Origin of the sequence: Microbacterium sp. MRS-1 (assembly GCF_000585455.1) — a bacterium.
GTDB lineage: Bacteria > Actinomycetota > Actinomycetes > Actinomycetales > Microbacteriaceae > Microbacterium > Microbacterium laevaniformans.
On the sequence record NZ_JAUF01000078.1, the window covers coordinates 1 to 14,410 of the forward strand.

Sequence of the window (14,410 nt, forward strand, 5' to 3'; positions counted from 1 at the left end):
TCCGCATGCTCCTCGCCGCCGGCGGACTCACCCCATGACCCCCACCGAATGTCCGAAGAGCCGGATTGCGCGAGCCGTTCATCGTTCTCCTCCGGATTCTGGAGAGGGCACTCCAATTCTGGATGCCGCGGCACGTCCGCCGCGGGGCGCAAACGGACACGAATGCGCCGGATCGGGACGGATACCCGCGGGGGCCGACCACGGTGGCGGTATTTTCGACACCGTGGGTCGACCCCGGCGATACGACGAGAACGAGCTCCTGGATGCCGCGCAGGAGCTCTTCTGGGCGCGTGGATACGATCGCACCTCCGTCGAGGACATCGCCGCGGCATCGGGCGTTGCCACCAGCAGTCTGTACGCGACGTACGGATCCAAGCGCGACCTGTTCCTGCACGTGTTCCGGCGGTACTGCGCGGGCCGCGTCGACGTCGTGACGGATGCCGTGTCGGACAGCACCGCCGATGGCGACGAACTGCTCGCGAGCTTCCTGCGCCGCGTGGTCGACGACTGTGTCTCCTTTCCCGACCGCCGCGGATGCCTCATGCTCACCAGCCTGGCGGAGCTGCGCGAGCGCTTCCCCGAGGTGGTCGAGATCTCCACCGCCACGATCGCGGCGATGGAGGATGCCGTCGCGAACGCGCTGGTGCGAACCGCCCACCGCGCCGGGCGGCGGGTGCACACGCGCGATGTCGCCGCGCGCGCCGCGCAGGCGGTGCTCGCCTCTCAGGCGGTCATCCACCTCAGCCGGCTTCCCCTGCCGAGGCCGCGACTGCTCGAGATGGGCGAGGCTCTGCTGAGGTCTTGACAGAATCCGTCAGACGTCGAAAGGCGTCGCGGACCTCGCGCGGTAGATTCGCACCAGGAGGCGACCATGGCAGAGTTCAGCAGAGGTTTCGGAGCCCGCCGCCGCGCGTCGGATGCGCAGCTGCCGCCGGGGCAGTACCTCACGACGGACTTCCCGGTGCTGTCGGCGGGACCGACGCCGCGGATCGCGACCGAGGACTGGGAGTTCTCGGTGGTCACCGAGCACGGTCAGAGGGCGTCGTGGTCGTGGGAGCAGCTGCAGGCCCTTCCGATCGAGGACATCCACACCGACATCCACTGCGTGACCCGGTGGTCCAAGCTCGGCACGCGGTGGCGCGGCGTGTCGGTCGACACGCTGCTGGACGGGGTGTCGACGACGGCGGTGTCGGCGATGGCCCACTCGTACGGCGGGTACACGACCAACGTGCCGCTTGCCGAGCTCCGCGGCGGACGCGCGTGGGTCGCGTTCGAGTTCGACGGTGCGCCCCTCGCGCCCGAGCACGGGGGCCCTGCCCGCCTGCTCGTGCCGCACCTCTACTTCTGGAAGAGCGCGAAGTGGGTTCGCGGGCTCGTGCTCCAGGAGCGCGACGACCCCGGCTTCTGGGAGCAGAACGGCTACAACCTGCACGGGGATCCGTGGCGGGAGGAACGCTACTGGTGAGCGCATCCGCTTGGCTTCCGGCGCACGTGGCCGGGGTGGCCGCCCTCACCGCGCACGCGCGGCGGATCTCGCTGGATGTGCCCGACTGGCCGGGCAACCTGCCGGGACAGCACCTCGACGTACGTCTGACGGCCGAGGACGGCTATCAGGCCGAGCGGTCGTACTCGATCGCGAGCATCGGAGAAGGCCCGATCGTCGAGCTGGCGGTCGACGAGGTCCCCGACGGCGAGGTCTCGCCCTATCTCGTGCGGGACGTGCAGCCGGGCGACTTCCTCGAGGTCAAAGGGCCCCTCGGCGCCTACTTCGTCTGGCGGGAGGACGATCCCGCGCCCGTGCAGCTGATCGCCGGGGGATCGGGCATCGTGCCGCTGCTGGCCATGGCTCGCGCGCGTGCCGTCGCCGACAGCGCGGCCCCCTTCCGGCTGCTCTGCTCGACGCGTTCGCCGGCCGACGCGATGTACGCCGACGAGATCTCCCGCCTTCCGCTCGACGCATTCACGGTGTCGTGGGTCTACACGCGCCAGCCGCCGCCCGGATGGCCGCGGGAGGCGGGACGCGTCACCGACGCGGAGCTGGCGGCGTTGTGCTGGCCGCCCGCGCGGCGCCCCATCGTCTTCGTCTGCGGGCCGACATCTTTCGTGGAGGCGGTCGCCGATGCGCTCGTGCGCATCGGACACGATCCCGGACGAGTACGCACGGAGAGATTCGGAGGGTCATCATGACGACGGATGCCGTGGCGCACCCGACGCCCGTCGGGCGCCGCGTCGCTCGAGTCGACGGCAACGCACTGGCGGGGATGCTCTCAGGCGTGTTCGCCGACGACCCGACCTCGATCGTCGTCGTGTGCGGGCATTGCGCGCGCTCGGGACCGTTGGCCGAGGCCGTCGTGGAGCGCGACGAGCATGCCGCGATCGTGCGCTGTCGCGGGTGCTCCCGTACGCTCATGACGGTCGTGGCGGCGCCGTCGGGTCCGGCGATCAGAATCGCCGCCCTCGCCGAGCTGATCAGCCCGACTGCCGCCCGCTAAGCCGACGCCAGCTCGGGTCGGGCCTCCCACAGTCTCGCGGTCTTCAGCGCGAGGTGCAGAGTGCTGCGCTGCAGGCCGTCGGCCAGCGCTTCGCGCACCGCCGAGGGCATGTGCTCGAGGCGGTAGTAGAGCGTCGTGCGGTGGATGTGCAGCTGGGCACAGGTATCGGGTGCCCGGCCCGCCGCGTCAAGATAGGCCTCGATGGTCTGACGCTGCACCTCGTCACCGGCGGTCAGCAGCGCGTGCGCGGCGGGGGAGACCAACTGAAGCAGGCGCGGCGAGGCGGGGACGGACTGCACCAGCACCCATCCACCGAGATCTTCCGCCCGCGGCGCGAGTGCCTGCGGCATCGTGGCACGCAGACGCGCGGCATCCAGGGCCTGGCGGATCGTCGGCAACGGATCGTCGCGATCGGGCGGGCAGTCGGCGGTCGCGAGAGCAGACGGGCGCGCCGCGTGCGCACGCGTCTCGCGCTCGACGGCGGCGATGCAGGCCGCCATGTCGACCGTCGCGGGGGAGATCAGGACGACGGCGTCGTCGACGATGTCCACGACGTCGGTCGGCGCGGGCAAGGCTGCGGCGAGGCGGCGCCCCAGCGCGATCTGTTCCACCTCGCCGGCGCCGTTCGCGAGCACGGCCCAGACGCGCAGCGGTTCATCGGGCGCGACGACCCATCGCCGGGAGCGGAGCTCCCACAGCGCATCGGTGCGCGCGGTGGCATCACCGGCGAGCAGGGCGGCGCAGACGCGCTCGCGTCGGCCGCCGTCGCCGCCGTGTGCGCGTGCCAGCAGATGGACGGCGGCGTCGACCACACCCCAGGCACGCGAATCCAGGTCGCCCGCCGAGCGACCGATGACGCGCAGGGTCAGTGATCCGACACCGACTGCAACATCGACGAACCGCGCACCGGCGACGGGCTCCGATACCGCCGCCGCCGGTTGTCGGTCGCCCGACGCGCTGCCGGTCAGGCGCACCCGCGCCCCCAACGATCGCGCCACCTGGTCGATCACCTCGATCGTCTTCATGCCCGTCTCCTCGCGTCGCCCCGGTGGGGCCACGGTAGGGCCGGCACGACCTCGCGAGCGTGGCCCTTTCGTGGCCACCACCGTGCGCGAGCGGCGCGGATGCCGTCAGCCGGCGTGTTCGCGGGCGCGCAGATCCTTGCGCAGGATCTTTCCGGACGTGGACTTGGGGATCGACTCGATGAACTCGACGCGGCGGATCTTCTTGTGCGGCGCGACGTTGTCCGCGACGAAGCCCATCACCTCCTGCGCGGTGAGCCCGGAGTCGGGCGCGGGGACGATGTAGGCCTTCGGGATCTCCTGCTTGTCGTCGTCGAGCACGCCGATGACGGCGGCATCCATCACTTTCGGATGGCCCAGCAGCAGCGCTTCCAGCTCGGCCGGTGCGATCTGGTAGCCCTTGTATTTGATGAGCTCCTTCACGCGGTCGACGATCGAGAAGTAGCCGCCGTCGTGGTAGACCGCGATGTCGCCGGTGTGGAGGAAGCCGTCGGCATCCAAGGTTTCGGCGGTCGCCTCGGGCTTGTTGAGGTAGCCGAGCATGACGTTCGGGCCCTGCACCCACAGCTCACCCGGCCGGGTGCGCCCGTCGTCGTCGATCTCGGTGATCTCCTCGCCGGTCTCGGTGTCGACGAGCTTGCACACGATGTTCGGCAGGATCGTGCCCACCGAACTCACCGGGATGTCATCGCGCGTGTACGGCATGGCGTGGGAGACAGGGCTCAGCTCGCTCATGCCGTAGCCCTGCATCATGCGCGCGTTGATGCGGCGGGCGGCGATCTCGGCCGTCTCGCCGTCGAGCGGCGCGGCGCCGGAGAACACGGTGTGCACCGTGGAGATGTCGAACTGATCGACGATCGGATGCTTGGCGAGAGCCACCGCGATGGGCGGCGCGATGTACAGGTAGGTGCACCGGTAGGTCTGGATGTTGGTGAGGAACTGCACGAGGTCGAACTTGGGCATGGTGACCAGGGTCGCCCGCTGCTTGAGCGCGAGATTGAGCAGCACCGTCATGCCGTAGATGTGGAAGAAGGGGAGCACCGCGAGCACGCGGTCGGTGTTCTTGAGATCGATGTTGATGCGACACTGCGCGACGTTCGCGACGAGGTTGCGGTGACTGAGCATGACGCCCTTGGGAATGCCGGTCGTCCCCGACGAGTAGGGCAGGACGGCCACGTGCGTCGCCGGGTCGAACGACACCTCCGGCGCGGCACGGCCCTCGCCGAGCAGGCTGCGCAGATCGGGATGCCCGTCGGCACCGTCGAGCACGACGAGTCGCTCGACGGGGATGCCGACGGCCTCTGCCGCCTGCTGCGCGGCGCCCAACAGCGGGCTCACCGTGATGAGCCAGCTGGCCCCGGCGTCGCGCAGTTGCTTCTCGATCTCGCCGGCGGTGTACAGCGAGTTGATCGTCGTCACCGTCGCGCCGGCGCGGAGGATGCCGTGGAACACGGTGGCGAACGCCGGCACGTTCGGGCAGAGCAGACCGAGCACGGTGTCGGTGCCGACGCCGCGAGCAGCCAGCGCGCCGGCGAAGGCGTCGACCTGCGCCTTGAGCGCGCCGTAGGAGGTCTCGGCGCCCGTGGCCGGATCGATGAGGGCGATGCGTGCCGCGTCATCCGCGCTGAGATCGGCGAACAGGTCGTCGTAGATGCTGACGTCCGGGATCTCGACATCGGGGAAGGGGCTGGTGAACACGGCGGTCTCCTTCGATGACGGGCGGCGAATGCCCGCGCGGACCGGCGACGCTGCCGGGTGCGTCCATCATGCCACCGCCAGACGCGTGTGCGGCACGCGGTCTCTACATCTGCGAGACCGCGTGCCGCCACGCGGGCGTCAGACGAGCACGGCGCTCTCCCGAGCACGACGACCGAGGCGCTCGGCGGCGCGCTCTTCCGCGGCATCCAGCGGTGTGATGTCGCGCGCGGCCGCATCGGCGAAGAGAGCGCGCACGGTGTCGCCGATCGCGGCGACACGATCCATGATCTGGCTGCGCGTGCCCAGGTGCTTCGCCTCCAGGTCCAGGTACACGACGCCGCCCGCGTTGACGACGAAGTCGGGCGCGTAGAGGATGCCGCGCGCCGCGAGGCGATCGGCACCCGAGCGGTGGGCCAGCGGGTTGTTCGCCGGGCCGCAGACGGCGCGTGCGGCGAGCGCGTCGATGGTGTCGGCGTCGAGCACGCCGCCGATGCCCGCGGGCACGAAGACGTCGGCCTCGATGAGGTGCTCCGAGCCCGGCTCGACCCATCGTGCGCCGAGCTCGGCGGCGAGGGTGCGCTTCGCGGGGTTCACGTCGGTCACCGTCAGCACCGCGCCTTCCGCGCTGAGGCGGACCGCGAGTCGGCTGCCGACCTGACCGAGCCCGGAGATCGTGATCCGTCGCCCGACGACCTCGTGCGTGCCGGTCACCTGCTCGAGCGTGGCGCGCAGCGCCTCGTACACGCCGAGGCTCGTCGGGCCCGCGGGTTCGCCCGAACCGCCGACGGCGTCGGGCAGGCCGACCACGTGCGCGGTCCGTTCGCGGACGACGAGCATGTCCTCCGTCGTCGACCCGACATCCTCCGCGGTCCGGTAGCTGCCGCCGAAACGGTCGACGGCGTCGCCGAGGTCGAGGTACGCCGCACGCCGGCGATCGGCGTCGAGCGTCGTTCCCGGCGGCAGACAGATCACGGATTTGCCGCCGCCGGCGTCCAGCCCGGCCGCGGCGTTCTTGAGCGTCATCGCGGCCGACAGCCGCAGGGCGTCGCCGACGGCGTCGCTCCAGTGCGGGTAGGTCCACATCCGGGCGCCGCCGAGGGCGGGCCCGAGCGTCGAGGAGTGCAGGGCGACGGTGATGAGCAGTCCGCTGCGCGGGCCCGTCGTCACCTCCACGCGCTCGTGGGAGAAATCGGGCAGGGGCAGGGTGTGCGTCATCGCATCCTCTTTCGGCGGGCCTTGTGGGCGGTGCTCGGTGGATGCCGCGGCGTTGCGGCATCCACCCCTATTGTGCCTCCACGGGCACCGATCGCGGGGGTGCGGCCGTGTGTGCGGCATCGGGCGCGACGTCGGTGCCGGGGTCGGAGAGATCGAACCGACGCCCGCGCAGCGCGCGCAGCGCGTACAGGATGGTCGCCAGATCGATCACTTCCTGTCCGAGCGCGCCGATGACGGCCGGCACCAGGCCGGTCGTCGCGAGCAGCATCGCCGCGACGCTCAGGGCGATGCCGATCCAGATGGCGACGTAGGCCACGCGCAGGGTGCCGCGACCGATCGCGACCGCTTCGGCCACCTTCGTCAGCGAGTCCTTCAGCACGACGGCATCCGCCGCATCGCCCGCGGCCGTGGCTCCCCGCGCGCCCATCGCGATGCCGATATCGGCGGCGGCGAGCACCGGCGCATCGTTGACCCCGTCGCCCACCATGAGCACCGGGCGTGGCGTCATCATCGCGGCCAGGTGCACCTTCTCGGCGGGCAGCAGGTCGACGTGCACCTCGTCGACGCCGACCGACGCCGCCACGGCGTCGGCGGTGGGCCGGGCATCGCCGGTGAGCATCGTGACGCGTTCCACGCCGTGTGCGCGCAACCAGCGCACAACGGCCCGCGACTCCGGCCGTGCGCCGTCGGCGAGCACGAGGGCTCCCGCGAAGCGCCCGTCGACAGCGACGTACGAGGCCGCATGCCCCGCCTCCAGCGCGGTGAGCGTGGTGTCGGGGGCGAGTGCCGCGACGTAGGCCGGCTTTCCGACGACGACGCGTCGCCCGCCGATCACGGCGGTCACCCCGTTGGTCGCTTCCTCGTGCGCGTCGTCGGCCGGCTCCACCACGATGCCGCGCGCAGACGCGGCGTGGCGGATGCCGTCGGCCAGCACATGGGCGGAGTACTGCTCGGCCGACGCCGCCCACGTCAGCAGCCGTTCGGGATCGATCCCGGGCGCGGGGCGCACATCGACCAGCACGGGCCGGCCCTGGGTCAGGGTTCCGGTCTTGTCGAAGGCGGCGGAGCGCGCGCGTGCCAGCTGCTCGATGACGGCGCCTCCCTTGAACGATGATGCCGGCCTTCGCCGCGCGCGAGATGCCGCCGAGGAAGGCGACCGGTGCCGCGATCAGCAGCGGGCAGGGTGTGGCCAGCACGAGGACCTCCGCGAACCGGACGGAGTCGCCCGACAGTCCCCAGGCCGCTCCGGCGATGGCGAGCGAGACCGCCGTGAAGGGGATCGCGAATCGGTCGGCCAGGCGCACCATCGGAGCGCGCGATTCCTGCGCGGCACGCACGAGGGCGATGATCTGCTGATACTGGCTGTCGGCGCTGCGCCGGAGAGCGCGCACGCGGATCGCCCGCGATCCGTTGACGGCACCCGAGAGCACGGTCTGGCCGGCGGTACGCGTGACCGGCATGCTCTCGCCGGTCAGCGACGACTCGTCGAAGCTCGCCTCCTCCGACAGGAGGGTGCCGTCCACCGGAACGACCTCGGCCGGCCGCACGAGAAGCTCGTCGCCGACGGCGACCTCGTCGGCGGGAAGGTCCCGGGTCTCGTCACCGGCGCCCGGACGGCGCACGTGCGCGATCTGTGGTGCGCGATCCAGCAGCGCCGTCAGCTCGCGTGTCGCGCGACGGCCCGCGTAGTCTTCGAGCGCCTCGCCCCCGGAGAGCATGAGCACGATGATCAGCGCCGCGATCGTCTCGCCGACAGCGAGGGTCGCGACCATCGCGACGACGGCGAGCACGTCGAGTCCGACATGACCGCGCATCACGTCGCGGACCATGCCGATGATCGTCCACACGACGATGGCGGAGACGTAGGCGGTGGTGATCCCCGTCGCCCACGCGCTCAGACCCGCGCCGGCGAGTGCCGCGGCGATGATGCCCACGGCGACGGTCGCGGTGATCACGGGGTACCGTCCGAGGGCGGCGAGGATGCGGCGCATGCCCCCAGCATTCTCCTCGTGCCGAGGGCCCGCCAGTAAGCCTGGATTGCCTTGCCTGGACCGCGTCGGCGACGTTCGAGGGCGGCCGACTCTAGGCTGGCGCCATGACCGAGAATCTCTCGCCGCGCAGTCGCATCGTCCACGAGGCCCTCCGCTCCGCCGGGGTGGCGGGGGAGATCATCACGCTCCCGGACGCCGCCTCGACGGCGGCCCTGGCCGCCGCCGCCCTCGGCGTCGAGGTCGGCGCCATCGCGAACAGCCTCGTCTTCCTCTCCGACGGCGAACCGCTGCTCGTCATGACCAGCGGGGCTCACCGCGTGGACACGGCGGCCCTCGCCGAGCGCCTCGGCCGCCGCAGCATCGTGCGGGCCTCGCCGGATGAGGTGCGCGCCGCGACCGGCCAGGCGATCGGCGGCGTGGCGCCGACCGGACACCCCGCCCCGCTGACCACGGTGGTGGACGAGGCGCTCGCGGCATTCGACGAGATCTGGGCGGCCGGCGGCACACCGCACACCGTCTTCCCGCTCACCTTCGACGAGCTCGTCCGCCTCACCGGCGGCACCGTGAGCGCCGTGGACTGAGCGCGGCCGGGCGGGGCCTCAGCCGTAGAGCCGCCGACGCAGTTCGTCGGCGGCCGCGCGGATGTCGGCGACGAGCGCGTCCTTCCGCAGCGGCGACCCCGCCGGCCAGGTGAGGGCGATCGCCGCGACCGGCCAGCCGGCGTGGTCGCGGACGGCGACCGCCACCGAACGGAAGCCGAGGGTCACCTCCCCGTCCTCGCTCGCGAAGCCGTCGGCACGCGTGCGCACGAGTAGCTCGCGAAGCTCGGCGGGGCGCCGCGGTCCGCGACCCGTGCGGTCGGCGAAGGCCGCGGCATCCGGATAGAGCGCGCGCACCTGCTCGCGCGGCAGGGCTGCGAGCATCGCACGCCCGGTCGCGGTGAGGTGCGCGGGCAGCCGCACGCCGACATCCGTGACGAGCGCGGGGCGGCGCGGCGCGCGCTCCTCGACGATGTAGAGGACGTCGCGGCCGGTCATGACCGCCAGATGCGCACTCTCGCCGACACGGTCCGACAGGCCCGCCACGAGCGGCCGGCCGAGACGAGCGAGAGGCTGCTGGCGGGCGTAGCCGCCGGCCAGCTCGAACGCGGCCGTCCCCAGCCCCCAGCGCCGATCGTCGGGCAGATGCACCACGAATCCGTGCGCCGCCATCGCCGCCAGCAGGTGGTAGACGCTGGAGCGGGGGATGCCGAGACTGTCGGAGATCGTCCGGGCGGCGATCGGTCCGCGCTGGCGTGCGAGGTAGGAGAGGATCCGCAGCGTCTGATCTGCGGCGGGGACCTGCGCGGGGGCCGGCGACGAGCCCGCATCGCCGGTGTTGTCTGGGATCACAGACACAGAATGCCACGCTCGTGTGGCCGCGGGGGCAGAACCGGGATGGAATCGGGACATGACCACCGTCGCCGCTTCGACCCTTGCCGATCACGTCCTCGTCGGCGCGCGCCCCCTGACACCCGCCGAGGTCGTCGCCGTGGCCCGCCACGGCGCCGCGGTCGAGATCGCCGCCGACGCCTGGACGCGGATCGGCGCGGCGCGGGAGCTCATCGAGCGCCTGGCCGACGACCCGGAGCCGCACTACGGCATCTCGACCGGCTTCGGCGCGCTGGCGACGACCTTCATCGCGCCGGAGCGACGCCGTCAGCTGCAGGCGAGCCTCATCCGCTCCCACGCGGCCGGCACCGGGGCGGAGGTGGAACGCGAAGTCGTGCGCGCCCTGCACCTGCTGCGCCTGCAGACTCTCGCGACCGGACACACGGGCGTGCGCCCGGTCGTCGTCGAGACCTACACCGCGATGCTCAACGCCGGCATCACCCCGATCGTGCGGGAGTACGGCTCGCTCGGATGCTCCGGCGATCTCGCCCCTCTTTCGCACCTCGCGCTGGCGGCCCTCGGCGAAGGGGAGGTGCGCGATCGCACGGGCGCGCTCGTGGCGGCATCCGACGCCCTCGCCGACGCCGGCATCGCGCCCCTCGTGCTGGAGGAGAAGGAGGGGCTCGCCCTCATCAACGGCACCGACGGCATGCTCGGCATGCTCGCTCTCGCCCTCTGCGACCTCGACAATCTGCTCACCGTCGCCGACATCACCGCCGCCCTCTCGATCGAGAGTCAGCTCGGCACCGACGCGGTGTTCGCCGCCGACCTGATGGCGCTGCGCCCGCAGAGCGGACAGGCGGCGTCGGCGGCGAACCTGCGCGCCCTGCTCGCCGACTCGCCGCTGGTTGCGAGTCACCGCGACCCGGCGGTCTGCACGCGCGTGCAGGACGCGTACTCGCTGCGCTGCTCGCCACAGGTGCACGGAGCCGCGCGCGACACCGTCGCGCACGCCCGCACCATCGCCGAGCGGGAGCTGGCCTCCGCCGTCGACAACCCGGTCGTCACCGGCGACGGCCGCGTCGAATCCAACGGCAACTTCCACGGCGCCCCCGTCGCGTACGTGCTCGACTTCCTCGCGATCGCCGTCGCCGACCTCGCCTCGATCGCCGAACGTCGCACCGACCGGGCGCTCGATCGCACCCGCAGCCATGGTCTGCCGCCGTTCCTCGCCGACGAGGTCGGCGTCGATTCGGGGCTCATGATCGCGCAGTACGCGGCCGCGGGGATCGTCTCGGAGCTCAAGCGTCTGGCGGTCCCGGCATCCGTCGACTCCATCCCCTCGTCGGCGATGCAGGAAGACCACGTGTCGATGGGGTGGGCCGCCGCACGCAAGCTCCGCCGCGCCGTCGACGGACTCGCCCGGGTGCTCGCGATCGAACTCGTCACCGGGTGCCGGGCCCTCGACCTGCGGGCGCCGTTGCAGCCGGGGCCCGCCACCGCCGCGGTCCGCGCCGCGGTGCGCGCCGCGGGCATCGCAGGGCCCGGGCCCGACCGGTTCGTCAGCCCCGACCTCGAAGCCGCCACCGCGCTCGTTCTCTCCGGCGCGGTCGCCGACGCTGCGTTCACAACTCCGGACAACCGTCCCTGATCGAAGGAGATCACGATGACATCACCCGTTGACGCCCAAAACTCCGGAGTTGTGAACCGGGCGGCGTCGAGCCGTGGCCCCGTCCGCGCCCCGCGTGGGGGCGAGCGGACGGCCAAGAGCTGGGGCGCCGAAGCCGCGAAGCGGATGCTGATGAACAACCTCGACCCCGAGGTCGCCGAACACCCCGAAGACCTCGTCGTCTACGGCGGCACGGGTCGGGCGGCGCGGTCGTGGGAGGCGTACGACGCCATCGTCCGCACGCTCGATGAGCTCGAGCCCGACGAGACGCTGCTGGTGCAGTCCGGAAAGCCGGTCGGGGTCTTCCGCACCCACGAGTGGGCACCGCGCGTGCTGATCGCCAACTCCAACCTCGTGGGCGACTGGGCGAGTTGGCCGGAGTTCCGCCGGCTCGAGCAGCTGGGACTCACGATGTGCGGGCAGATGACCGCGGGATCGTGGATCTACATCGGCACGCAGGGCATCCTGCAGGGCACGTATGAGACGTTCGCCGCCGTCGCCCGCTCCCTCGGGCGGGACTCGCTCGCGGGGACGCTCACCCTCACCGCCGGAGCCGGCGGTATGGGCGGCGCCCAGCCGCTCGCGGTGACGCTCAACGGGGGAGCGGCGCTGATCGTCGACGTCGACGCGTCGCGGCTGGAGCGCCGGGTCGCGCACGGCTACCTCGACGAGTACACCGACGACCTCGACGCCGCCCTCGCGCGTGCGGTGGCGGCGCGCGCGGCGGGACAGGCGCGGTCGGTCGGCCTCGTCGGCAACGCCGCCGAGGTCTTCCCCGAGCTGCTGCGCCGCCGACACGCCGGCGCCGCCCCGATCGACATCGTCACCGATCAGACCAGCGCCCACGACCCGTTGGCTTATCTGCCCGCCGGAGTGAGTGTCGGACAGTGGCGGGATGCCGCGGCATCCGACCCGGAGGGCTTCACCGTCCGTGCCCGCGCCTCGATGGCGGCGCACGTGGAGGCGATGGTCGGATTCCAGGATGCCGGGGCCGCCGTGTTCGACTACGGCAACTCGATCCGCCGCGAGGCCGAGATCGGCGGCTACGACCGGGCGTTCGCGTTCCCCGGGTTCGTGCCCGCCTACATCCGCCCGCTGTTCGCCGAGGGTCGGGGCCCGTTCCGGTGGGTGGCGCTCTCGGGCGATCCGGACGACATCGCGAAGACCGACCGTGCGGTCGCGGAGCTGTTCCCCGACGACGTCCCGTTGCGCAGATGGCTGGAGAAGGCGGGCGAGACCGTGCACTTCGAGGGGCTGCCCGCGCGGATCTGTTGGCTCGGCTACAAGGAGCGTCACCTCGCCGGATTGAGGTTCAACGAGATGGTCGCCTCGGGCGAACTCGCCGGACCGATCGTCATCGGCCGCGATCACCTCGATGCCGGCTCGGTCGCCTCGCCCTACCGGGAGACGGAGGCGATGGCCGACGGTTCGGACGCGATCGCCGACTGGCCGCTGCTGAACGCCCTGCTGAACACGGCCTCCGGCGCGTCGTGGGTGTCGATCCATCACGGCGGCGGGGTCGGCATCGGCCGCTCGATCCACGCCGGTCAGGTCGTCGTGGCCGACGGCACGGCGCTCGCCGCGCAGAAGCTCGAGCGGGTGCTCACGAACGATCCCGGCACGGGTGTCATGCGGCACGTGGATGCCGGCTACGAGCGTGCGCGCGAGGTCGCGCGTGAGCGCGGGCTGACGGTTCCGATGCTGCGGGACGACGTGCCGTGAGCACGCTCATCCTCACGAACATCGGTGAGCTCACGACGAACGTCGAGGCTCTGGGCGATGACCCCGCCGACCCGACCGGCCTCATCCGGGGCGCCGCCGTGGCTATCGTCGACGGCCGTATCGCCTGGGTCGGTCGCGCTGCGGACCGACCCCGCTCCCTCGCCGATGTCTCGGCGGTGGTGGATGCCGAGGGGCGCGCGGTCATCCCGGGGTTCGTCGACAGCCACACGCACCTCGTCTTCGCGGGCGATCGCGCCGACGAGTTCGCCGCCCGCATGGCCGGCCAGCCGTATGTCGCCGGCGGCATACGGCGCACCGTGGCGGCGACGCGCTCGGCATCCGACGACGAGCTGCGGGCGCGTCTGAGGGGCTTCGTCGACGAGATGCACCGGCAGGGCACCACCACGCTCGAGGTGAAGACGGGCTACGACCTCACCGTCGACGGCGAGGCCCGGCTCGCTCGCCTCGCGCGCGAGGTCACCGACGAGGTCACCTTCCTCGGTGCGCACGTCCTGCCCGACGAGTTCGCCGGTGATCGCGACGCCTACATCGATCTCGTCTGCGGTCCGATGCTCGACGCCGTCCGCCCGTTCGCCCGATGGATCGACGTCTTCTGCGAGAGGGGGGCGTTCACGCCCGCCGAGAGCCGCCGCATCCTCCTGGCGGGGATCGGCGCGGGACTTCTCCCACGGCTGCACGCCAACCAGCTGGGTCACGGGCGCGGCGCGCGGCTCGCGGCCGAGCTCGACGTCATCTCGGTCGATCACTGCACCTACCTCGATGAGGAGGATGGGCGCCAGCTCGCAGCGAGCGACGTCGTGGTCACGCTGCTGCCCGGCGTGGAGTTCTCGACCCGGCAGCCCTATCCCGATGCGCGTCGGCTGATCGACGCCGGCGTGAGCGTCGCCCTCGCGAGCGACTGCAACCCGGGCACCAGTTTCACCAGCTCGATGCCGCTCATGATCGCGCTGGCCGTGCGCGAGATGGGGATGACGGTCGCCGAGGCGGTCTGGGCGGCCACCGCGGGCGGCGCTCGGGCCCTGCGCCGCAGCGATGTGGGCTCCCTCACCCTCGGCACGCGGGCCGACCTGGTGCTGCTCGATGCGCCGACGCGGACCCACCTCGCGTACCGCCCGGGGGTGCCGCTGGTGCGCGCCGTCTACCGCGGCGGTGAGCTGATCGCGTAGGCGTTTCGACTCGGCGCCGCGAGTCGAAACGCCCCGTGCCGCAC

12 protein-coding genes and 1 pseudogene are annotated in these 14,410 nt (G+C 72.1%); 8 read left to right on the forward strand and 5 right to left on the reverse strand.

The window, feature by feature from the left end; all coding sequences use genetic code 11:
* The first annotated feature begins 223 nt into the window (after positions 1–223).
* The 4 genes from AS96_RS12285 to AS96_RS12300 all read left to right on the forward strand — a co-directional run bounded on the left by AS96_RS12285 (position 224) and on the right by AS96_RS12300 (position 2,492).
* Complete coding sequence (locus tag AS96_RS12285; protein ID WP_051498872.1) at positions 224–805, forward strand: TetR/AcrR family transcriptional regulator; 582 nt, start codon at positions 224–226, stop codon at positions 803–805.
* A gap of 66 nt (positions 806–871) precedes the next feature.
* On the forward strand, positions 872–1,465 hold the full coding sequence (locus AS96_RS12290) for a sulfite oxidase-like oxidoreductase (protein WP_005052249.1): 594 nt from the start codon (positions 872–874) through the stop codon (positions 1,463–1,465).
* Positions 1,462–2,187 carry an FAD-binding oxidoreductase gene (locus tag AS96_RS12295; RefSeq protein ID WP_036290204.1) on the forward strand — a complete coding sequence of 242 codons (726 nt, stop codon included), beginning with the start codon at positions 1,462–1,464 and terminating at the stop codon, positions 2,185–2,187. Before AS96_RS12290 ends, AS96_RS12295 begins: the two co-directional genes overlap by 4 nt.
* Complete coding sequence (locus AS96_RS12300) at positions 2,184–2,492, forward strand: DUF6510 family protein (protein ID WP_036290207.1); 309 nt, start codon at positions 2,184–2,186, stop codon at positions 2,490–2,492. Before AS96_RS12295 ends, AS96_RS12300 begins: the two co-directional genes overlap by 4 nt.
* Here AS96_RS12300 and AS96_RS12305 read toward each other — a convergent pair.
* The 4 genes and pseudogenes from AS96_RS12305 to AS96_RS12320 all read right to left on the reverse strand — a co-directional run bounded on the left by AS96_RS12305 (position 2,489) and on the right by AS96_RS12320 (position 8,418).
* Positions 2,489–3,517: a helix-turn-helix domain-containing protein gene (locus AS96_RS12305; protein ID WP_036290218.1), complete on the reverse strand. Its 1,029-nt coding sequence runs from the start codon at positions 3,515–3,517 to the stop codon at positions 2,489–2,491. The genes AS96_RS12300 and AS96_RS12305 overlap by 4 nt on opposite strands.
* A 105-nt stretch (positions 3,518–3,622) precedes the next feature.
* Complete coding sequence (locus tag AS96_RS12310; RefSeq protein ID WP_036290221.1) at positions 3,623–5,212, reverse strand: AMP-binding protein; 1,590 nt, start codon at positions 5,210–5,212, stop codon at positions 3,623–3,625.
* A 138-nt stretch (positions 5,213–5,350) separates the two neighbouring features.
* Complete coding sequence (locus AS96_RS12315; RefSeq protein ID WP_036290224.1) at positions 5,351–6,427, reverse strand: Glu/Leu/Phe/Val dehydrogenase family protein; 1,077 nt, start codon at positions 6,425–6,427, stop codon at positions 5,351–5,353.
* Between the two features lie 67 nt (positions 6,428–6,494).
* Positions 6,495–8,418, reverse strand: a pseudogene (locus AS96_RS12320) (heavy metal translocating P-type ATPase).
* 104 nt (positions 8,419–8,522) lie between these two features.
* Here AS96_RS12320 and AS96_RS12325 point away from each other — a divergent pair.
* Positions 8,523–8,999: a YbaK/EbsC family protein gene (locus tag AS96_RS12325; protein ID WP_036290226.1), complete on the forward strand. Its 477-nt coding sequence runs from the start codon at positions 8,523–8,525 to the stop codon at positions 8,997–8,999.
* A gap of 18 nt (positions 9,000–9,017) precedes the next feature.
* On the opposite strand, the gene AS96_RS12330 is transcribed toward AS96_RS12325, so the two are convergent.
* Positions 9,018–9,815: an IclR family transcriptional regulator gene (locus AS96_RS12330; protein ID WP_051498873.1), complete on the reverse strand. Its 798-nt coding sequence runs from the start codon at positions 9,813–9,815 to the stop codon at positions 9,018–9,020.
* A gap of 52 nt (positions 9,816–9,867) precedes the next feature.
* Here AS96_RS12330 and hutH point away from each other — a divergent pair, with 52 nt between their 5' ends.
* Genes hutH through hutI form a run of 3 tightly spaced genes read left to right on the forward strand, consistent with a single transcriptional unit; the run spans position 9,868 to position 14,366 of the window.
* Positions 9,868–11,439 (forward strand): histidine ammonia-lyase, encoded by a 1,572-nt coding sequence (hutH, locus tag AS96_RS12335; RefSeq protein WP_036290229.1) that lies wholly within the window; start codon positions 9,868–9,870, stop codon positions 11,437–11,439.
* A gap of 15 nt (positions 11,440–11,454) precedes the next feature.
* On the forward strand, positions 11,455–13,179 hold the full coding sequence (gene hutU / locus AS96_RS12340) for a urocanate hydratase (RefSeq protein ID WP_036290231.1): 1,725 nt from the start codon (positions 11,455–11,457) through the stop codon (positions 13,177–13,179).
* Complete coding sequence (hutI, locus tag AS96_RS12345; RefSeq protein ID WP_036290233.1) at positions 13,176–14,366, forward strand: imidazolonepropionase; 1,191 nt, start codon at positions 13,176–13,178, stop codon at positions 14,364–14,366. The genes hutU and hutI overlap by 4 nt, the downstream gene beginning before the upstream one ends.
* Positions 14,367–14,410 lie beyond the last annotated feature (44 nt).

Bases quoted from the DNA above. Each gene is read 5' to 3' on its own strand.
- AS96_RS12290 (WP_005052249.1), top strand. From the start codon at position 872: ATGGCAGAGTTCAGCAGAGGTTTCGGAGCCCGCCGCCGCGCGTCGGAT.
- AS96_RS12300 (WP_036290207.1), top strand. From the start codon at position 2,184: ATGACGACGGATGCCGTGGCGCACCCGACGCCCGTCGGGCGCCGCGTC.
- AS96_RS12305 (WP_036290218.1), bottom strand. From the start codon at position 3,517: ATGAAGACGATCGAGGTGATCGACCAGGTGGCGCGATCGTTGGGGGCG.
- AS96_RS12315 (WP_036290224.1), bottom strand. From the start codon at position 6,427: ATGACGCACACCCTGCCCCTGCCCGATTTCTCCCACGAGCGCGTGGAG.
- AS96_RS12325 (WP_036290226.1), top strand. From the start codon at position 8,523: ATGACCGAGAATCTCTCGCCGCGCAGTCGCATCGTCCACGAGGCCCTC.
- hutH (WP_036290229.1), top strand. From the start codon at position 9,868: ATGACCACCGTCGCCGCTTCGACCCTTGCCGATCACGTCCTCGTCGGC.
- hutU (WP_036290231.1), top strand. From the start codon at position 11,455: ATGACATCACCCGTTGACGCCCAAAACTCCGGAGTTGTGAACCGGGCG.